We start from the raw sequence: 19385 nt of genomic DNA on the forward strand, positions 1-19385 counted from the left end.
ATTTATAGTTTTTTTATGTTTATTTCAAATAATGATTTAAAAGTGTCGAATACCATTTCGGCATTTTTTTTTCTGCTTTTTATTACAATTTTTCCAATCGGTAAATTGTTTTCTTCATTTATTTCCATTTCCTGAGAAACGATGTCTAATTTTTTCTCTTTGATTACACGCATTACTTTGTTCATGTTTTTATAGTCAAATGAAATCAGAAAGGGAACATCGATTGTTTTTTCTATAATTTCACAGGATTCCAAAGTGATTTGTGCCGAAGTTTTATAAGCAGAAATTAATCCCCCAACGCCTAATTTTATTCCGCCATAAATTCGGACTACAACGACAAGGATGTTGGTAAGACCAAAAGACTGAATTTGTCCGTAAATTGGAATCCCGGCCGTGCCACTAGGTTCACCATCATCATTGGCTCTATATTGAATTTTTTCGGCTCCTATTTGATAGGCATAACAATAATGTACAGCGTGAGGATGTTGTTTTTTTAAGATTTCTATCAAAGGTTTTACTTCTTCCTCCGACTCAATTGGGTAGGCATAGCCAAAAAACTTGCTGTTTTTTTCCTTGAAAAGCGATTCTTCCGATGGAAATGCAATGGTATTATAGGTGTCTTTCATTTTTAATGTCAAAGGTCAATGTCAATTACAATATTAAATCTTGAAATTTAAAGATTTTGTGTTTTGATTTATTTTTTATTCAAGTTTGTCATTGCCCTTTGCCCTTTGCCTTTTGATTTTTGTGATTGTTATTGAAGAATCTTTTTGTCAATTAAATCGATAACATCTTCTTTTCCAACTTGTAGATTCCAAACCTGAATACCAAGTTCCTTTGCGGCATCGGTATTTTCTTTTTTGTCGTCTATAAATAAAGTATGTTTTGCTTGCAGTCCATTTTGATCCAATACAAAACTATAAATTTCAGGACTCGGCTTTCTCATTCCGATTTCAAACGAAAAATATACTTTTTCAAAACATTGGTAAAAGGCACTATAAAATGAGGACCCTGTTGTTTCTTCAAAAGTGTTGATATGTATTGCATCGGTATTGCTCAAAAGGAACAAGCGATATTTTTGCGAAAGCATTTGCAGAAATTCCAAACGATACAGAGGAAAATCCAATAGTATCGCATTCCAGGCTTTGGCAATTTTTTCGATAGGGGCATTGTTGGTGTGTTCTTGAATTCCGGTCAAAAAGTCTGCTTCCGAAATTGCCCCCACTTCATATTGTAGGTTCAATTGGTTCAAATCTTCATTCCATTCAGGTATGCCCAGATCTTTTAAACCATCCATCGTGGCCTGTTTATCTAAATTGATAAACACGTCTCCAAAATCAAAAATTATAGCATCAATCATAGTTTTTTGTTATTGTGAGTTTGTCCTCTTCAATTTTATATTTTTCAGAACTCGTTTTGGGGATCAAAGGGGCGTTGATACCTTCTTTTAAAAATGTATTTCCTTTAAAAATTCTAGCTTCGTCCCAAAGATTGGCATCGATAAAGGTCTGCAAAGTTTGAAGACCACCTTCAATAATAACCGATTGGATATTGTGTTTGTAAAGTGAATTCACAATTTGTTCGGCTATGTTTTGTTTAAAATCAATTACCTCAAAGGTAGTGTTTTCTTGGGAAACAGAAGTTTCGGAACCGGTAAAGACTATTGTTTTAATTTTATTGTCAAAAACGGCATTGTCTTTCGGAATACGATTGTTTTGATCCAGCACTAATCGAACAGGGTTGTTTCCGTGCCAATCTCTCGCATTGAGCTGAGGATTGTCGTCGATAACGGTTTGTGTTCCCACTAAAATAGCCTGTTCTTCGGTTCGCCATTTATGTACCAATTGTCTGGAATAGGTGTTGGTAATCCAAACCGGTTTTTTTTCCAGTTTTTCAAGAGGGGCAATAAATGCATCCTGACTTTCTGCCCATTTTAATAATATATAAGGTCTTTTCTTTTGATGAAAAGTAAAAAAACGTTTGTTGAGTTCGTTGCATTCGTCTTCCAAAACCCCTACTGTGACATGGATTCCGGCTTCGATTAATTTTTTAATGCCATTTCCAGCTACCATTATATTAGGATCCACAGTGCCGATAACAACATTTGGAATTTCGTTCTCAATGATTAAATCGCAACAAGGAGGTGTTTTTCCAAAATGACTGCAAGGTTCCAGACTAACATAAATAGTGGATTTTTTTAACAACGATTTGTCTTTAACCGAATTTACAGCATTGACTTCGGCATGGGGACCGCCTGCTTTTTTGTGCCAGCCTTCGCCTATGATTTTGTCTTCATAAACAATGACACTTCCCACCATCGGGTTAGGATAAGTTGCTCCGAGTCCATTTTTGGCCAAGGAAATGCAACGGTTGATATATTTTTCATGTATCTTCACTTTGCAAAAGTAGTGATTTTTGAGTTTAGGATTTAGTTTTAGAACTTAGGATGTTTCCCAAATACAATGGCTATTTTTGTTTACGAATTAATAATTTTAGAGCTTTTATGGACAAGTGGCTTATTAGAAAAATACAAAAAGAAGACAATCAAGCGGTTGCCCAATTGATAAGGAATGTTTTCGACGAGTTGAATATTCCAAAAATTGGAACGGCCTATGAAGATCCCTATCTCGATTTGATGTTTGAAGAATACAATAAGCCAAGATCAGTCTATTTTGTTGTAGAAAATGAAGGTCGAATTGTTGGTTGTGCAGGAGTCGCACCCTTGGCAAATGAAGCGGCTATTTATTGTGAATTACAAAAAATGTATTTTCTTCCTGAAGCTCGCGGAAAGGGAATCGGTAGCCAAATAATGGAAAAGTGTCTGCAAAGTGCCCGCGAATTTGGTTTCGAAAAATGCTATTTGGAAACAATGCCTTTTATGCACGATGCTCAAAAGTTGTATAAAAAAGTTGGTTTCGAATATATTTGTTCGCCAATGGGAAGTACAGGCCATACAAGTTGTCCGGTTTGGATGCTTAAAGAATTATAATTTCAGATTAACGATTTATGATTTTAAAATTAAAACAGAAATTTGCGCATTTGCGGTTAATACATTTTTATATTAGAAAATGAAAATAAAAGAATACAGAACCCAATTTATTCAAACACTTGCTCCAATTTATGATGGAGTCGAAGCGGAGAGCTTTTTCTATTTGATATTGGAAGAAAAACAGCAACTGAAAAGAATTGATTTGGCTCTAAAGCCGGATTTGGAACTTTCAGAGGAAGAACTTGCTGTTTGGGATTCAATTTTGGAACAATTGAAATTAGAGGTTCCGGTTCAATATTTATTGGGAAAAACGAGTTTTTATGGATTGGATTTTGAAGTCAATTCAGCTGTTTTGATTCCGAGGCCGGAGACTGAGGAATTGGTGGATTGGATTTTGAAAAGGCAAAAGGCAAAAGGCAAAGGGCAAAAAGTAAAAATTCTCGATATTGGAACAGGTAGTGGATGTATTGCTGTTTCATTAGCTAAGAATCTGCCAAATGCAAAGGTTTTTGCGATTGATGTTTCTGAAAAAGCTTTGGCTACAGCCCAAAAAAATGCCGAACTAAATTCCGTCGAAGTTACTTTTATTGAGAAAAATATTCTTGAAACCATGGATTTGGGACAAGAGTTTGATATTATTGTTTCGAATCCGCCTTATGTGCGAAATCTCGAAAAAGAGGAAATCAAGAAAAATGTTTTGGACAATGAACCGCATTTGGCACTTTTTGTTGAAGATGATGACGCTTTACTTTTTTATAGAAAAATAGCCGAATTGGCTCAAAAAAACTTATCCAATTCAGGACAATTGTATTTTGAAATCAATCAATATTTAGGTCAGGAAATGATTGATTTACTAGAAAAAATGAATTTTGAAAATATTGAACTCCGCAAAGATATTTACGGTAATGACAGGATGACTTTGGCTCACAGATGATGCGAATTTTCCAGATTTATGTAGATATACTGTAAAAATGATTATGATCGGTATAATTCGTTTTAAATTATTATCTATTTGCGTAATTTGTGGCTGATTTTTTTAAACTGATACTACTTTGTTTTTGAAGATGTTATAAAATAATTTAATTTTTTTTCAACTTCTTCCCAACCTTTTTCGCTTTTTAATCCTCTTTAGTAGAAAGACAACAATTGTGATAAACGAAAAACTAATTTCCGACTGCAAAAAAATGCACCGCGATGCCCAGCGTCAGGTGTATGAGCTCATGGCTCCAAAATTGTATCGCACTTGTAAGCGTTACCTAAAGAAAGAGGAAGAAATAGAAGAAGCCTTGGCCGATGCTTTTTATACTATTTTCACAAAATTGGAACAGCTCAAAGAACTTGGCGCTTTTGAAGCTTGGTCCCGAAAAATTACAGTCAATCATTGTTTGGCAACCATCAAGAAAAATACCAATTTCAATTTGTATCTCGATGACGTCAAAACACTTTCTCAGCCTTTTACTGATGAAGTAACCGAACTTGAAGAGGAAGATTTATTGGGTTTGTTGGATCGTATTCCTGATGGCTGTAAAACAGTTTTTAATCTTTTTGTTATCGAAGGTTTTAGTCACAAAGAAATTGCTGTTATGCTTAACATTTCCGAAGGTACATCGAAATCACAATTGAATGTTTCGAAAACTAAGCTAAAGGAATTAGTGAACAATTTGTATTATCAAAAAGCAAAATAGTCATGGACAATCAAGATAAAATATTCGAAAAAATCAAAAAGGCTTCCCAAAAAGCCGAAGAGAAGGATTTTCCGGGAATGGAAAAAGTTTGGGAGCGCGTGGCAGAAAAACTCGATAAAAAAGAAGACAAAAGAACCATTTTATTATGGAAAAAAATTGCAGTTGCAGCTTCTCTTTTATTGGTAATTTCTTTGGGTTATCAATTTCTAAAAACAGATAAAAATTCAACTTTAGAAAACACAGATAAAGTTGTGACCACAGAAACTCCAAAAGAATCTGTCGAAAACAACTATACAAAAAAAGAACAAACGATAGTTTCTTCTGATTCACAATTGATTGCAAAAGAAAAAGCTGAAAAGATTTTGGAAAATCAAATAAAAAATAAAGAAAGCGTTGCAATTCAGGAACCTGTGACAAATATACAGACTGAATCCTACAATATGCCTGCAAGTGTAGAGGCAGTTGCTGCGGCAGAACCTTCAAAAGATGAAAATATTGAAGATGAAAGCGATAAAATGCTTTCCAAAAAAGAAGTTTTACGAATAGGCTATTCGAGTCGTCCTCAAAGAGAATCTGCAAGCCTTGCTTTTGCGGATAAACAAACCTTGCAAATGAAACAAAGCGCGCCTTTGGTTATTTTGAACGGGAAGGCAATTGCTCATAACGATGAGGCAAAAAGAGACAAAATGATGCAAGCCGAAATGGAAAATTTAAAGCCCGAAAATGTAGAATCGTTGGTAATTCTAGATGAACCTCTTTATATTATTGATGGCATATATTATTCAGAAAATGATTTATTTGGAGAAAATCCAACAAGTCCTTATGCGCCATTAAATCAGCAGGATATAAAAACAATCACAATTCTACAAGATATTGAAGCTGTTGAAAAATACGGCGAAAAAGGAAAAAAAGGAGTTGTAATAATTACCACAAAAACAGGAAAGCCAACCCCGAAAAAATAATCTGAATTCAACAAAACTTTGTCAAAGTTTCAAACTTTGACAAAGTCAAATCCAAAAATTAATCTTAAAACTTACTATCATGAAAAGTCTAAAACTTATTTCATCAGCCATTGCTATGCTTATGTGTTTTGTATCCATGGCACAAGAACGAACTATTACAGGAACTGTTACGGATCAATCCAATGTGCCGCTTCCGGGAGTGCAAATAAATATTAAAGGCACTAAAAATTATGCACAAACGAATTATGACGGAAACTATTCTATTCAAGCAAAAACAGGAGATGCACTTATTTTTAGTTTTATCGGAATGGATTCTCAAACCATTAAGGTCAAATCATCAAGTGTTATCAATGTCGCATTGAAGGAAAGCAGTAATCAATTGCAAGAAGTCGTTGTTGTAGGCTATGGCGAAAGTACTTCAGATTACAGTACAAGAAGTTACGATCGTGCAGAGAGAAAAAAAGCTAAAACGGCGGCAACTGCTTCGGTAGCATTGCAAGGAAAAGTGGCGGGAGTTCAGGTTCAAAATAACGCCGTTTATAATCCAAGTCAAAATGTTGTAATCCGTGGAGCTGCCTCTGTTTCTCCAAAAAATGAACCGATGTATATTATTGACGGAGTTCCAGCTAAAGCCAATCAAATGTCAAAAATCAACCCAAATGATATTAAAGATTTGAAAGTGCTGAAAGATGCTGCTGCAACTTCTATTTATGGAAATAAAGCTTCAAATGGTGTGGTCGTTATTTCGACTAAAAATGAACTTTACAAAAATCTTACTGAACAAGAATTGGATAAAAAATTAAATATCATGCCAATTCCTTCTGAACCGACTCAGGAAGACTATGATTCATTTGTAGAAAATGCTTTCGAAAGTCCAAGAACAGCACCACTTTCTACATTTTCAATTGATGTTGACAACGCATCTTATACTAATATCAGACGTTTTTTAAATAATGGCCAACAAGTTCCAAAAGACGCAGTACGTGTAGAAGAAATGGTTAATTTTTTCAAATATACTTACCCACAGCCAAAAAATGAACACCCTTTTTCTATAAATACCGAATTGAACGATTCGCCTTGGAATTCTAAAAATCAAATTTTAAAAATTGGTTTGCAAGGAAAAAATATTCCAACTGAAGATTTACCAGCATCAAATCTTGTTTTCCTGATTGATGTTTCGGGTTCTATGAGTGATGCCAACAAACTTCCTTTATTGAAACAATCATTGAAAATATTGGTGAACGAACTTCGTCAAAAAGACAAAGTAGCTATTGTTGTTTATGCCGGGGCGGCAGGAATGGTTTTGCCTCCTACAAACGGAGATGAAAAGCAAACGATAATAAATGCCTTAGATCAATTACAATCTGGAGGAAGTACAGCTGGCGGCGCGGGAATTGAATTGGCTTATAAAATTGCGTCAGAAAATTTTATCAAAGGAGGGAATAATCGTGTAATTCTGGCAACAGACGGCGATTTTAACGTAGGAAGTTCTTCTAATTCTGATATGGAGAAATTGATTGAAGAAAAAAGAAAAACAGGTGTTTTCCTGACTTGTTTGGGGTATGGAATGGGCAATTATAAAGACAGTAAATTGGAAACGCTGTCGGATAAAGGGAACGGAAATTACGCTTATATCGACAACATTCAGGAAGCCAACCGTTTTTTGGGCAAAGAATTCAAAGGTTCTATGTTTGCTATCGCCAAAGATGTAAAAATCCAAATTGAATTCAATCCAAAACAAGTACAGGCCTATCGATTGATTGGTTACGAAAACAGAAAATTGCGTCCGGAAGATTTTAAAAATGATGCAATCGACGCAGGCGAATTAGGAAGCGGACATACCGTTACGGCTTTGTATGAAATTATTCCTACTGGCGTAAAAAGCGATTATTTAGCCGAACAACCAGATGATTTAAAATACACTAAAACGGAAACAAATTCGAATAATTACAGTGATGAATTGGCAACCATAAAATTCCGTTACAAAAAACCAGATGGGGACAAAAGTATTGAAATGGTTCAGGTAATAGAAAACAAAGCGGTTGCTTTGGAGAAAGCGAGTGACGATATGAAATTTAGTTCTGCCGTAGCTTGGTTCGGATTGAAATTGAGGGATTCAAAACTAGTTTCTAATAAATCTTCGGAAGACATTAAAAAACTAGCCAAAGAAGGTTTGTCTAATGATGCGGATGGTTACAAAGCAGAGTTTATTCGACTAGTAGAAGCTGTGAAATAGCAGAAGATTGGGCCACAGATGACGCGGATTAAACGGATTCTTATCGATTTTATGTAAGTTTTTAAAATAAATCTGCGTAAATTTGTTTAATCCGTGTCATCCGTGGCCAATTTAAATTACTCATAACGCAATGCCTCAATTGGATCCAGATTTGCTGATTTAATTGCGGGATACAAGCCAGAAACCAAAGCCACAATAAAACTGGTAACAAAAGCCGCCACAATAGCACCCCACGGAACTACAAAAGAGAAATGCATGGCCGTTGCAATTCCAAAACCGATTAAGATTCCGAAAATAATCCCGACTAAACCACCAATTTGCCCAATAAGAAGTGTTTCTATAAAAAACTGAAACGCAATGGTTGATTTTTTGGCTCCCAAAGCTTTTCGAACACCGATTTCGCGGGTGCGCTCGGTTACTGAAAAAATCATGATGTTCATCAAAGCGATTGACGATCCAAGAATGGTAATGATACCGATGAGCCACGCCGCCAAACCTAGATATTGGGTGATGCTAAGGATCCTGTTAATTAAATCGTCGCTTCGTACAATTCCAAAATTATTGTCTTTAACTGGGCTTAATTTGCGAACTCTACGCATCGTGCTGTTGGCATTATCAATGGCTTCGTCCAATAATTCTTTTTTGCCCACGATAACACTTAAGCTGTAGTTGATATTTGGTGCGGTAAATAACGAACGTGCAACTTGAATAGGAATCAAAATCCTTAAATCCTGGCTGTTTCCGAAGGTAGAGCCTTTCTCTTTCAGGATGCCAATTACTCTAAATTTGGCGCCTCTTATGGAAAGGATTTTGCCAATAGGATTAACATCTTTGAGGATTCCTTTTGAAAAATCAGAACCAATTACACAAGTATAGGTATTGTTCGAAACATCAAAATTCGTGAAATTTCGTCCCATGTTGGTTTCAAGACCCGAATTGACCAAAAAGTGTTCATCAACCCCAAGAACCTTTATTTCGGGATCCGTTTTTAAGGCTTCATATCGTACTTCGGCAGTCGAAGTTGCGGTAAATGATATTGAAGTTTCGGTAAACGGATAATTGTATTTGTTTTTGAAAGCTACAGCTTCGGGATAGGAAATAATAGGATTGATAATTTCCCGTTCCCTTCCGCCTCGTCTTCGCGAAGTGTTTTCGTATTGATTAATGTTGAATGTATTGGCTCCCATCGAAGCAAAATCGGATGACAAAGTGTGTTCCAATGCCGATACGAGGGTAAGGATTGCAACCAGTGCCGTTATACCGATAGCAATAATTATTACGGTCAAAGTAGTTCGCAATATCTGTGTCCGAATAGAACCAAAAGCAATTCGGATATTTTCTTTGAATAGTTTTAGCATCATGCGTTGTTTGACACTAAAATACGTTTTTTGTTACAATTACTATTTGAAAAAAAAATTAAACATCAGAGTAAATTTAAAACCATTAAGATATTTAGAAAATTAAGTGTTGGGCTTAATAACCTTTATATCTTAATGGTTCAAAAAAAACAAATTATATGTTTTTGGAGCTTTATCCAGCTATCCGCTATATCTTTTATGCCGTCTCGTCTTTTGAGACGAGACGGCATAAAAGGATGTCGCTGCTATCTGGGCTAGGGCATGTGTGCATTGATGAAGTATTCAATATAATAATACTGTTCAGAAACTTAAGTAAAAACACGATTAGTACTTTGCGCCTTTGCGTCTTTGCGAGAAAAAATAAATCTCGCAAGAGGCAAAGGCACAAAAAGACAAAAATGATGGAAGGTAAAGTGAATTAATTTCACAAATGATAGTGTGAAATTAATTCACAAATTTTTCAAACGTAATTATTTTAAAAGTAAGATATTTGCAGTCGATTTAGAATTTAGTCAAAATCTAAAATCTAAAATCAGAATTCTAAAATCAATAAAATGGCATCAAAACCAAGTATTCCAAAAGGAACCAGAGATTTTTCACCTGCTGAGGTGGCAAAAAGACAATATATTATCCAAATCATAAAAAGCAATTTCGAAAAGTTTGGATTTCAACCTATAGAAACTCCTTCTTTTGAAAACTCCGAAACCTTAATGGGAAAATATGGAGAAGAAGGCGACCGTTTAATTTTCAAAATATTGAATTCTGGGGATTATTTGTCAAAGGCAAATGAAAGCCATTTGGAAGCTAAAGACAGTACGCGATTAACCTCAAGTATTTCTGAAAAAGCTTTGCGTTACGATTTGACCGTTCCGTTTGCGCGTTACGTAGTGCAACACCAAAACGATATCGAATTTCCATTCAAAAGATACCAAATTCAGCCAGTTTGGCGCGCCGATCGTCCTCAAAAAGGGCGTTTCAGAGAATTTTTTCAATGTGATGCCGATGTAGTTGGTTCTAAATCATTGTGGCAGGAAGTGGAATTAGTACAGTTGTATGATTCTGTTTTTACAGCTTTGGGTCTTGAAGGCGTTACCATAAAAATCAACAACCGAAAAATACTTTCAGGAATTGCCGAAGTAATCGGAGCATCAGATAAGCTGATTGATTTTACTGTTGCTTTGGATAAATTGGACAAAATAGGAGAGGACGGCGTAAAGAAAGAAATGATTGAAAAAGGAATTTCCGAAGAAGCAATTGCCAAAGTTCAGCCTTTGTTCAATTTTACAGGAACAATCTCGGAGAAAATCGAAAAATTATCAGCTTTGCTTTCTTCATCAGCCGAAGGTTTGAAAGGGGTAGAAGAACTGCGTTTCATTTGTGATACTGTCAATAGTTTGGAATTATCAAAAGCTAGTTTGGATTTGGATGTAACATTGGCCAGAGGACTAAATTATTATACAGGAGCTATTTTTGAAGTAGCCGCTCCAAAAACCGTTGCAATGGGTTCCATAGGAGGTGGTGGACGCTATGACGATTTGACCGGTATTTTTGGATTGAAAAACATGAGTGGTGTTGGAATTTCTTTTGGTCTTGACCGAATCTATTTGGTTCTGGAAGAATTAGGATTATTCCCGGAAGCGGTGACTTCAACTTCAAAAGCGTTGTTTATCAACTACGGAGAAAAAGAAGCTTTTTATTCGATGAAAGCTATTAAAGAATTGCGAGCTTCGGGTATAAAAGTAGAATTATATCCTGATAATGTAAAAGTGGGTAAACAATTTCAACACGCCGACAAACGATTCATTCCTTATGCGGTAATCGTGGGTGGCGAAGAAATGAACGACAATCAATATAGTTTGAAAGACTTAGTTTCCGGAGAACAGAAGAAAGTCAATTTAGACGAATTGAAAGAGATCTTAAAATAACAAAAAGGCTGCGAAATGCAGCCTTTTTTTATGGGATAAATTTAGCTTGACTTAACATCCAGTTATAGATTTTATCTTCCCTGAAAAAATGTTCGACACTGCCGTGATTTCCGCCTTTAACAATGGTGAAAGTCAGATTCGCATCGGGATTACAGGTTTCAATGGCTTTTACCATTTTTTTTGATTCCGAAAGAGGAACAATATAATCTCTGTTTCCGTGAATCACCCATAGCGGAATTGTAGCCAGATTGCAGGCATCTTTGGTATTTCCGCCTCCACAAATGGCAACGGCTGCCGTAATTTTATCAGGATATTTGCCGGCAAAATCAAAAGTTCCGTAACCACCAAGACTCATTCCACAAACGTAAACTCTCGACAAATCAGTGTTGTAATTGTTTTGTACATATTCCAAAAGTTTCAAAAGTTTGTCCGGATCCCAAGCGCCATGTGCTACTTGAGGCGCAATTACAATGGCGGGTATTTCTTTTCCGGTTTCTATTGCGCGCAGCACGCCATAACGTTTTACGCGATTTAAGTTAGTTCCGGACAGGCTTTTTCCATGTAAAAATAAAATGATTGGTGCTTTTTTATCCAGCACATCCTGACTGGGTAGATTAATCCAGAAAGGATAGTCGGTTTGGTCAGTGATGGCTTTTAGTTGTGCTTGTGCAGTAGGAATGCCACAAAGCATTAGCAGGTAAAATAAAATATAAAAACGCATGAATTTGGGGGTATTGTTTAGAAATGGGATCGCAAATTAAGTTTTTATAATTAAGTGTGCTAATTTTTTTTTAAACATAATAACGTTAGTTTAATAGGATTGAATTTCTGAAGAAATAGTTTACCTCGTTTGTTTTGATTATGAAAGTCCAATCTTTTTGTTTAATCCTCTGGTTTTGTAACTGATCTCTAAAAAGTCACTCCTCTTCCTCACTCTTTTTGAAAAAAGTCTAGAATGAAAACAGCTTTTTATGCAATAAAAAACCCTTAAACATTTCTGTTTAAGGGTTTTGTTTTTTGTAGCGAAGACGGGAGTTGAACCCGTGACCTCAGGGTTATGAATCCTGCGCTCTAACCAACTGAGCTACCTCGCCATACTTGAGATATATGCTATCCCTGAATGCGGGTGCAAAGATAAAACAATATTTAGAGTTTGCAAGTAAAAAACAACAAAAAAAAATTATTTTTCAAAACGTTTTTTTATTGAAGTAATAATCTATATATTTCCAAAAAAATTGATAAAATTCATGGATTTAAAAGTGCGTTACGAAATAGAATTCCCCATAAATTCATCTCCACAATTGTTGTATCAATATATATCGACTCCTTCGGGATTGTCTGAGTGGTTTGCTGACAACGTAAATTCTCGCGGTGAGTTTTTTACCTTTATTTGGAATGACTCTCAGGAGAAAGCAAGATTGGCTTCTAAAAAATCGGGTGAGAAAGTGAAATTCAGATGGGTTGACGAGAATAATAAGGATACAGAGTATTTTTTTGAATTAAATATCTTAGAAGACGAACTGACTAAGGACGTTTCTTTGATGGTGGTTGATTTTGCCCGTAAAGACGAAATAGAAGAAGCAACTCAATTGTGGGAAAATCAAATTTCGGATCTGAAACATGTTATAGGTTCGGTATAGTAGAATTGTATATTATAACTTATATTTGTCACGCTTTTTAGTGTGACATTTTTTTTAGAGCCTGTTTAAGTTTTGTATTTTAGAATTGTTGTGATTCTTTTTGAGCGAAAAAGGCAAATTTTGCAAAGATAGTTTTGTACTATCTTCAAAAATTTAATGAATTTGTAGCCTAAAAGAATCACAACAAAATAATTATATAAAATTTGAACAGGTTCTTTAGTATGATAAATTTTAATGGTGCAATAGTATCTGAGGATACAAACATATTAGTTCAAAATAGAGGTTTTTTATATGGTGATGCGGTTTTTGAAACTGTGAAAATTGTAAATGGAAAAATTCTTTTTTTAGAAGATCATTATTTTAGGTTGATGTCTTCGATGCGCGTGATCCGAATGGAGATTCCGATGGATTTTACAATGGAATATCTGGAAGATCAAATTCTTTCGTTGGTTAAAAATAATAAAATAGAATCGTCTTCCAGAGCTAGGATTACGGTTTGTCGAAATGACGGAGGATATTATTTGCCTCAAAATAATTCGGTTTCTTTTTTGATACAAGCTACCCCGCTTGAAAACACGGCTTATTCTCTGAATGAAGGAGAATATGAAGTCGATTTGTTCAAGGATTTTTATGTCACAAAGCAATTGTTGTCTTCGATAAAGACGACAAATCGTTTGATAAATGTAACAGGAAGTATTTATGCCAACGAAAATGGATTGGATAATTGTATTTTATTAAATGAGACCAAAAATGTTGTTGAGGTTTTACAAGGCAATATTTTTATGTTAAAAGGAAATCGATTAATTACGCCTCCTGTTTCTGAAGGTTGTTTGAATGGGGTTATGAGAAAACAAATTTTAGGATTGGCTAAAAAAATAAATGGTATTGAAGTCGCAGAAGAAACCATTTCGCCTTTTGATCTTCAAAAAGCGGACGAATTATTTGTGACGAATGTTATTAAAGGTGTGCAACCAATTACAAAATATAGAAAAAAAGAATTCTCGATTGAAGTTTCAAAAACGTTAGTTGCAAAACTGAATGAAACTTTAAATTTGGTTTAGAGTCAGTTTAAATTTTATTGCTGAGATTGCTTCTGTAATTATTTTTGAGCGAAACGAGGCCGATTTTTTCGTTATAGTGGCACTACAACTAAAAAATCCAACGAAGTTGCAGTTAAAAAGAATTATAAGAAAGTCAATGAATAAATTTTAAACAGACTCTCAGTTAAGATATGGATTTTCGGGGGCATTGGACCAAATTAGGTATTCGCCTCCCAATTCTATGATTTGTTCTTTCCAGAAATGGGCAGTTGGTCTTCCTATTATTTTGTTTTCATAATTATTTCTGGTGATGATCCAGGAGTTAGCTTCCATTTCTCTTTCGAGTTGGTGTTCTTCCCATCCTGTGTATCCTAAAAAGAAACGAATGTTTTCTTTTTTTATCTTCCCCTTGTTGATGAGATCCTTTGTGGATTCAAAATCACCACCCCAATAAATCCCACTCGATATTTCTATGCTATTAGGGATTAAGTCTGGAATGTTGTGAATGAAATACAGGTTGTCCTGTTCAACGGGGCCACCATTAAAAATTTTGAAATTTGCATTTATCTCTGGAATCAAGTCATTGATAGTGTATTTCAATGGTTTGTTCATGATAAAGCCTACCGACCCGTCTTCGTTATGATCTGCCAAAAGAATTACTGATCTATTAAATGACAAATCTCCAATTATAGAGGGTTCGGCAATAAGTAAATATCCTTTTTTTAATTTTTCTGAAATCATAAGGCTATATTTTTAATTAAATTTAAGAAAATTTAAATACAAACACAAAGGTTTTGAAGGTTTAATCGTTTAAAGGCAAAAAAAAACCTTCCAATAGGAAGGTTCAATTATATTTTTAAGATAAACTATTTATTAGTTTACTGCTCCTTCTAATTCTGCACCAGCTTTGAATTTTACAACATTTTTTGCAGCAATTTGAATAGTTTTTCCAGTTTGAGGATTTCTTCCGTCTCTAGCAGCTCTTGAAGATACTGACCATGAACCGAATCCTACTAAAGATACTTTTCCACCTTTTTTCAAAGTTCCGCCTACATTTCCTAAAAATGATTCCAATGCCAATTTTGCAGCTGCTTTTGTAATTCCTGCATCAGCAGCGATAGCGTCGATTAATTCTGATTTGTTCATAATAATTTGATGTTAATTGTTGGTTAAAATAATTGTTTAAACAAAATTAACAGGAAATACGGTCTTTGCAAGTGTTTTGTACTTTTTTAGCGTATTTTGTTAATAACTTAGCTTCTTTGTTCATAAAGTAGGCTAAAATTCTGAAAAAACATTGCTTAACTCCTGTTTTTATTGGTGTTAGTAGACTTTCGCTTCCTCCGAAAAAGTAATACCATTTAATAATTCTGAAGCGGTCATTTTCTTTTTGCCCGGAAATTGAAGAGATACTATTTGAATATAGCCGTCATTTACCGCAATTTTCATTTCTTTTTTGGTACAAATCAGGCTTCCAGTTGGATGAGAATGTTTTTCAAGAACAGTTTTGGTCTCATAAATTTTCACATTCCATTCTTCGCCTTTGTCACTAAAGAAACACCAGGCAGCAGGATAGGGGCTTAATCCACGGATTAAATTATTAATTTCCGAAATTGATTTTGACCAATCAATTTTGCAGTTCTCTTTGTTTAGTTTGTATGCGGTTTTGATATCCGAAGGATCATTTTGTATTGTAGTTGTTACATTTCCGCTTTCGATCATTTTTAGAGTTTCTATAACAGTGTCGCATCCTATATATATTAACCTGTCGTGCAATTGTCCGGCATTTTCTGTAGGTTCTATTGCTGTTTCTGCACTTAGGATCATTGCTCCTGTGTCTATTTTGTCATCTATAAAAAAAGTGGTTACACCTGTTTTTGTTTCTCCATTGATAATTGCCCAGTTTATTGGAGCTGCCCCTCTATAATTAGGTAAAAGCGAAGCGTGAAGATTAAATGTTCCCAATGAAGGCATGTCCCAAACTACTTTTGGCAACATTCTAAACGCGACAACAATTTGAAGATTTGCGTTCAATGATTTTAATTCTTCAAGGAAACTTTGGTCTTTTAAATTAGTAGGCTGTAATAAGTTTAAGTTGTTTTCAAGTGCATATTCCTTTACTGCCGAATATTTTAGTTTTTGTCCTCTTCCGGCCGGCTTGTCAGCAGCGGTGATTACTCCAACTACTTCGTAATTGTTTTTGATTATGGAATCAAGAATACCAACGGCAAATTCCGGAGTTCCCATAAATATAATTCGTAATTTTTCCATTAGGTTTTTAAAGTGTATTTATTGTTTTTTTGAATTATCAAAAGTTCATCTTTCAATAATTGTTGCAGTACAAAGATAACATCGTCTGCGGTACTTTTTGTCTTGTCTTGTATTTCTCTCGAATTTAAATCTTCAGTTTGCAACAAAGTCACGATTTTTTTTGAAAGAGTCTGGTAATCCTTTTTCGGTTTGTTCAGCGTTATGCAGTAGGAACAGATGCCACAATTGGTAGTTGCTTTTTCTCCAAAATAGTCCAAAATCATTTTGCTTTTGCAAATATTCTTCTCCTTTACATAATTCAATACCGATTGGAGTTGTTCTTTTTTGAGGTCGTTTTGTCTAGCCAAATATTTGGCAACTTTATTGATGGTTCTTTCGTCTTCCCTGATTTCGTTGAAGGTTAGAGTCGCATCATTATTTTTAGAATGGTAATCTATAATTTCTTTGTCTTTCAATTTGTGTAATACTGCCAAAACCTCAGATTCCGAGTGATGCGATTTTTTAGCAATCAATGGTAGGTTGAAGGCAGTTTGCATGTCATAAACACCAGGATAAGTTCTTAGGATGGTCAGAATGATTTCTTCGTCATTGGGGTTCAAACTTGTATAGCGAATAACCTCTTTAGAAGAAATCAAAAACTGCAATGTGATTTTTTCCGAAAATTCCTGTGACAATGTCAAAACTCCCTGTCCGTCCAAAAACCGAATCGCATTAAAAGTTTTTAGGTCCGGAAATCCATATTTCAAACAAAAATGATGCAGGTTAAAAGTAAATTCCTCGTTAATTCCCTCTCCGTAGGCTATTTGAAAATAATTGCAGAGCTTGATGTACATGGTATTCAGGAAAGCTTTGTCCGGAAGAATATTTATGAATTGGTTTTCGGTTTGGATGATATCCGAGGGGCTTGTCAACAAAACAGCATATGCTTTTTCACCGTTTCTTCCTGCTCGTCCGGCCTCTTGATAGTAGTTTTCCATGTTTTCAGGCAACTGAATATGGATAACGGTTTTGACATTCGGTTTGTCAATTCCCATCCCAAAAGCATTTGTGGCAACAATAACCTGTACTTTTTCATCCATCCAGAGTTGCATGTTTTGCTCTTTTTCTCTTGAAGTAAGACCTCCGTGATAAAATGTGGCTTTGAATCCTAAACTTTGTAGTTGGGTCGAAATGTCCAGACACGCTTTTCTATTTCTAACATATATGATGGAAGGTTGTGGATTTTTTTTGAGGATTTGCTGTATCCTGAAAAGTTTGTCTTCCACCTCAAAAACCATATAGGCAATATTCTTTCGAGCAAAAGATTTCTCAAACTGCTTTGGGCTGTGTAGTCCCAATTCTTTAATAATATCTTCTTTTACCCTAGGTGTGGCTGTGGCGGTCAAAGCCAAAAATGGAACTTTTGGGAAAAAGGTTTTTAATGTCGAAATCTTCAAATAAGCAGGACGAAAATCATGTCCCCATTGCGAAACACAATGCGCTTCGTCTATGGTTATCAGATTTATGGGAAGGTTTTTTATGCGTTCCAAAATCCAATCCGATTGCAATCGTTCAGGAGAAACATACAGAAATTTATAATTCCCAAATTGACAATTGTCCAGCAAATCAATCATTTCTTCAGATCGGATGCCTCCCGTCAAAGCAATGGCTTTAATTCCTCGGTTTTGCAAATTGGCAACTTGGTCTTTCATCAAGGCAACCAGCGGAGAAATAACCAGACAAATCCCTTCGTTCATCATGGCCGGAACCTGAAAACATACCGATTTACCGCCACCGGTGGGCATCAGGGCAAATGTGTCCTCACCACTCAAAACCGAATCAATTATTTCTTTTTGGAGTGATCTGAAGGAATAATGCTGCCAATATTTTTGAAGAATCGCTAATGCTTCCGGCATTATTTCAAGTTTAGATTTTTAATAATTTGCGATCTTATACCATTTGTGCATATAAAATAGTCTAAAGATGCGAAGTTATTTTTCTTCAAGACAACGATAAAAATCATTGCATAGCCTTAGCTACGGAATTATTTTTTGAGGAAGTATTGGAAAAAAAGAACGAGTAGATTAGACTATTTTATATGGATAAATGGTATTATTTTTGGGAATTGCTAAATTTTGTCCAATATAAAAAGAATTCTGTTATCTACAGTATCTTTTGGTACCTCAATTAGATTATAGCCATAATCGGTGTAGGTTTTTTTGAGGTGTTTATAAATGGTTTTTGACTGTTCAAAATTTTCATAACGCTCGCTGTCGCTTTCATAAATCTCTTCCCAAGGCGGAAGCATGAAAATTTTTGAATACACATTCTCACGACAGGCACTGTCAAAATGTTCAGGAAAATCATCCCCAATAAAGTCAAGATAAGCAACAACATCCGGAATACCTCTGTCAATAAAGACCAATTGGTGAGGCTCTTTTTCGGCACTTTTAAATTGGTTGATCCTACCATCTAGCAACATTTGGCTAAACAATAAAGGATCCTCCAGAAACAATTGTTCAATTCCTCTTTTTTGGGCTTCAAGCGTAACTTCTCGGGAAATTTCGGGATAACAACAATAGCCTTTCGTTTCCAATTCTTTAATAATAGAGCTTTTTCCTGTACCGGGACCGCCAATGATAACGATAATTTCTTTCTGCACGTTCTTTAATTAAAGGGCAAAAGTACTCAATCTTATTGGGAATTAAAAAAGTTTATAGTTTATCGGTTGGTATCAAAAGTAAGGAGCGAATGATTGGTTTTTTTCAGTAAACATGGGTTCCTGCTTTTCGTTGCAATCTTGTGAACTGAACACCAGTTCACAAGGATTTTCACTTCAATCAGGGCTAAAGAGGGAGCATAGTGCGTTTTTGGAAACAAAAATCGATAGAAAGTTTATAATTAAATGTCAAAAATCTTAATTCTTGATCCTTAATTCTTAAACCTAAAATTAAAATTCTAAAATCTAAAACGTATATTTGCCTTTATTTTTAATTTAAGAATGGACGACAATAAAGAAAAAAAGACCGCAGAGTTTTACGAAAGACTAAAGGCCGAATTGGATCTTAGTAATTCTTGGCCTGCAGAATATTTGTTTAAATTTATAGTTCCCACAACCGAGGAAAATATCCAAAAAGTGGAAGATGCATTTAATTGTATGGGAGCCGTAATCAAAACAACAAAATCAAGAACAGGGAAGTTTACCAGCGTTTCTGTAGATGTAACGGTCAAAGATTCACAAGAAATAATAGATAAGTACCAAGAATTATCCACTATAGAAGGTATAGTTTCCTTATAATT

The 19385-nt window shown here is 35.0% G+C and carries 19 protein-coding genes and 1 tRNA gene; 9 read left to right on the forward strand and 11 right to left on the reverse strand.

Annotated features, from left to right (window positions below; all coding sequences use genetic code 11):
- Window positions 1-2: 2 nt before the first annotated feature.
- From OZP12_RS06410 to ribD, 3 genes are all read right to left on the reverse strand, one after another.
- Window positions 3-626 (reverse strand): IMPACT family protein, encoded by a 624-nt coding sequence (locus tag OZP12_RS06410; protein ID WP_281228221.1) that lies wholly within the window; start codon window positions 624-626, stop codon window positions 3-5.
- Between the two features lie 128 nt (window positions 627-754).
- A complete protein-coding gene (locus tag OZP12_RS06415) occupies window positions 755-1360 on the reverse strand; it encodes an HAD family hydrolase (protein ID WP_281228222.1) in 606 nt (201 codons plus the stop codon).
- A complete protein-coding gene (gene ribD, locus OZP12_RS06420; RefSeq protein ID WP_281228223.1) occupies window positions 1353-2396 on the reverse strand; it encodes a bifunctional diaminohydroxyphosphoribosylaminopyrimidine deaminase/5-amino-6-(5-phosphoribosylamino)uracil reductase RibD in 1044 nt (347 codons plus the stop codon). Before ribD ends, OZP12_RS06415 begins: the two co-directional genes overlap by 8 nt.
- A gap of 107 nt (window positions 2397-2503) precedes the next feature.
- Here ribD and OZP12_RS06425 point away from each other — a divergent pair, with 107 nt between their 5' ends.
- From OZP12_RS06425 to OZP12_RS06445, 5 genes are all read left to right on the forward strand, one after another.
- Window positions 2504-2989, forward strand: a complete 486-nt coding sequence (locus OZP12_RS06425) for a GNAT family N-acetyltransferase (protein ID WP_281228224.1) — start codon at window positions 2504-2506, stop codon at window positions 2987-2989.
- A 79-nt stretch (window positions 2990-3068) separates the two neighbouring features.
- Complete coding sequence (prmC, locus tag OZP12_RS06430; protein WP_281228225.1) at window positions 3069-3923, forward strand: peptide chain release factor N(5)-glutamine methyltransferase; 855 nt, start codon at window positions 3069-3071, stop codon at window positions 3921-3923.
- Between the two features lie 250 nt (window positions 3924-4173).
- On the forward strand, window positions 4174-4674 hold the full coding sequence (locus OZP12_RS06435) for an RNA polymerase sigma factor (protein WP_281228226.1): 501 nt from the start codon (window positions 4174-4176) through the stop codon (window positions 4672-4674).
- Window positions 4675-4676: 2 nt separating this feature from the next.
- Window positions 4677-5636, forward strand: a complete 960-nt coding sequence (locus OZP12_RS06440) for a hypothetical protein (RefSeq protein WP_281228228.1) — start codon at window positions 4677-4679, stop codon at window positions 5634-5636.
- A gap of 79 nt (window positions 5637-5715) precedes the next feature.
- Window positions 5716-7872: a YfbK domain-containing protein gene (locus tag OZP12_RS06445; RefSeq protein ID WP_281228229.1), complete on the forward strand. Its 2157-nt coding sequence runs from the start codon at window positions 5716-5718 to the stop codon at window positions 7870-7872.
- A 116-nt stretch (window positions 7873-7988) separates the two neighbouring features.
- On the opposite strand, the gene OZP12_RS06450 is transcribed toward OZP12_RS06445, so the two are convergent.
- The gene (locus OZP12_RS06450; protein WP_281228230.1) at window positions 7989-9233 is read right to left on the reverse strand and encodes an ABC transporter permease; all 1245 of its coding nucleotides are present in this window, start codon (window positions 9231-9233) and stop codon (window positions 7989-7991) included.
- A 551-nt stretch (window positions 9234-9784) separates the two neighbouring features.
- Here OZP12_RS06450 and hisS point away from each other — a divergent pair.
- A complete protein-coding gene (gene hisS / locus OZP12_RS06455) occupies window positions 9785-11155 on the forward strand; it encodes a histidine--tRNA ligase (protein ID WP_281228232.1) in 1371 nt (456 codons plus the stop codon).
- Window positions 11156-11183: 28 nt separating this feature from the next.
- On the opposite strand, the gene OZP12_RS06460 is transcribed toward hisS, so the two are convergent.
- Window positions 11184-11876: a carboxylesterase family protein gene (locus OZP12_RS06460; RefSeq protein WP_281228234.1), complete on the reverse strand. Its 693-nt coding sequence runs from the start codon at window positions 11874-11876 to the stop codon at window positions 11184-11186.
- 299 nt (window positions 11877-12175) lie between these two features.
- A tRNA-Met gene (locus OZP12_RS06465) sits at window positions 12176-12249 on the reverse strand.
- 153 nt (window positions 12250-12402) lie between these two features.
- Between OZP12_RS06465 and OZP12_RS06470 the strand changes: the two genes are divergently transcribed.
- Together OZP12_RS06470 and OZP12_RS06475 are read left to right on the forward strand one after the other, a co-directional pair.
- A complete protein-coding gene (locus tag OZP12_RS06470; RefSeq protein ID WP_281228235.1) occupies window positions 12403-12795 on the forward strand; it encodes an START-like domain-containing protein in 393 nt (130 codons plus the stop codon).
- Between the two features lie 221 nt (window positions 12796-13016).
- Window positions 13017-13856, forward strand: coding sequence for an aminotransferase class IV (locus OZP12_RS06475; RefSeq protein ID WP_281228236.1), 840 nt, complete (start codon window positions 13017-13019; stop codon window positions 13854-13856).
- A gap of 159 nt (window positions 13857-14015) precedes the next feature.
- Here the strand turns inward: OZP12_RS06475 and OZP12_RS06480 are convergent, their stop codons facing one another.
- The 5 genes from OZP12_RS06480 to OZP12_RS06500 form a co-directional block, all read right to left on the reverse strand.
- Window positions 14016-14576: a YqgE/AlgH family protein gene (locus OZP12_RS06480; RefSeq protein ID WP_281228237.1), complete on the reverse strand. Its 561-nt coding sequence runs from the start codon at window positions 14574-14576 to the stop codon at window positions 14016-14018.
- A gap of 132 nt (window positions 14577-14708) precedes the next feature.
- Complete coding sequence (locus OZP12_RS06485) at window positions 14709-14981, reverse strand: HU family DNA-binding protein (protein WP_281228238.1); 273 nt, start codon at window positions 14979-14981, stop codon at window positions 14709-14711.
- Between the two features lie 177 nt (window positions 14982-15158).
- A complete protein-coding gene (gene fmt / locus OZP12_RS06490; RefSeq protein ID WP_281228239.1) occupies window positions 15159-16106 on the reverse strand; it encodes a methionyl-tRNA formyltransferase in 948 nt (315 codons plus the stop codon).
- Window positions 16106-18001: a RecQ family ATP-dependent DNA helicase gene (locus OZP12_RS06495; RefSeq protein WP_281228240.1), complete on the reverse strand. Its 1896-nt coding sequence runs from the start codon at window positions 17999-18001 to the stop codon at window positions 16106-16108. The genes fmt and OZP12_RS06495 overlap by 1 nt, the downstream gene beginning before the upstream one ends.
- A 212-nt stretch (window positions 18002-18213) precedes the next feature.
- Window positions 18214-18747: an AAA family ATPase gene (locus OZP12_RS06500; RefSeq protein WP_281228241.1), complete on the reverse strand. Its 534-nt coding sequence runs from the start codon at window positions 18745-18747 to the stop codon at window positions 18214-18216.
- A gap of 339 nt (window positions 18748-19086) precedes the next feature.
- Between OZP12_RS06500 and OZP12_RS06505 the strand changes: the two genes are divergently transcribed.
- Window positions 19087-19383, forward strand: coding sequence for a DUF493 family protein (locus OZP12_RS06505; protein ID WP_281228243.1), 297 nt, complete (start codon window positions 19087-19089; stop codon window positions 19381-19383).
- The last annotated feature ends 2 nt before the right edge of the window (window positions 19384-19385 follow it).

The organism is Flavobacterium aquiphilum (genome assembly GCF_027111335.1).
GTDB classification, from domain to species: domain Bacteria; phylum Bacteroidota; class Bacteroidia; order Flavobacteriales; family Flavobacteriaceae; genus Flavobacterium; species Flavobacterium aquiphilum.

What these genes read in the sequence shown, in the direction of transcription:
- OZP12_RS06410 (WP_281228221.1), bottom strand. Translation starts at nt 626, where the DNA reads ATGAAAGACACCTATAATACCATTGCATTTCCATCGGAAGAATCGCTT.
- OZP12_RS06415 (WP_281228222.1), bottom strand. Translation starts at nt 1,360, where the DNA reads ATGATTGATGCTATAATTTTTGATTTTGGAGACGTGTTTATCAATTTA.
- OZP12_RS06425 (WP_281228224.1), top strand. Translation starts at nt 2,504, where the DNA reads ATGGACAAGTGGCTTATTAGAAAAATACAAAAAGAAGACAATCAAGCG.
- prmC (WP_281228225.1), top strand. Translation starts at nt 3,069, where the DNA reads ATGAAAATAAAAGAATACAGAACCCAATTTATTCAAACACTTGCTCCA.
- OZP12_RS06435 (WP_281228226.1), top strand. Translation starts at nt 4,174, where the DNA reads ATGCACCGCGATGCCCAGCGTCAGGTGTATGAGCTCATGGCTCCAAAA.
- OZP12_RS06440 (WP_281228228.1), top strand. Translation starts at nt 4,677, where the DNA reads ATGGACAATCAAGATAAAATATTCGAAAAAATCAAAAAGGCTTCCCAA.
- OZP12_RS06445 (WP_281228229.1), top strand. Translation starts at nt 5,716, where the DNA reads ATGAAAAGTCTAAAACTTATTTCATCAGCCATTGCTATGCTTATGTGT.
- OZP12_RS06450 (WP_281228230.1), bottom strand. Translation starts at nt 9,233, where the DNA reads ATGATGCTAAAACTATTCAAAGAAAATATCCGAATTGCTTTTGGTTCT.
- hisS (WP_281228232.1), top strand. Translation starts at nt 9,785, where the DNA reads ATGGCATCAAAACCAAGTATTCCAAAAGGAACCAGAGATTTTTCACCT.
- OZP12_RS06460 (WP_281228234.1), bottom strand. Translation starts at nt 11,876, where the DNA reads ATGCGTTTTTATATTTTATTTTACCTGCTAATGCTTTGTGGCATTCCT.
- OZP12_RS06470 (WP_281228235.1), top strand. Translation starts at nt 12,403, where the DNA reads ATGGATTTAAAAGTGCGTTACGAAATAGAATTCCCCATAAATTCATCT.
- OZP12_RS06475 (WP_281228236.1), top strand. Translation starts at nt 13,017, where the DNA reads ATGATAAATTTTAATGGTGCAATAGTATCTGAGGATACAAACATATTA.
- OZP12_RS06480 (WP_281228237.1), bottom strand. Translation starts at nt 14,576, where the DNA reads ATGATTTCAGAAAAATTAAAAAAAGGATATTTACTTATTGCCGAACCC.
- OZP12_RS06485 (WP_281228238.1), bottom strand. Translation starts at nt 14,981, where the DNA reads ATGAACAAATCAGAATTAATCGACGCTATCGCTGCTGATGCAGGAATT.
- fmt (WP_281228239.1), bottom strand. Translation starts at nt 16,106, where the DNA reads ATGGAAAAATTACGAATTATATTTATGGGAACTCCGGAATTTGCCGTT.
- OZP12_RS06495 (WP_281228240.1), bottom strand. Translation starts at nt 18,001, where the DNA reads ATGCCGGAAGCATTAGCGATTCTTCAAAAATATTGGCAGCATTATTCC.
- OZP12_RS06505 (WP_281228243.1), top strand. Translation starts at nt 19,087, where the DNA reads ATGGACGACAATAAAGAAAAAAAGACCGCAGAGTTTTACGAAAGACTA.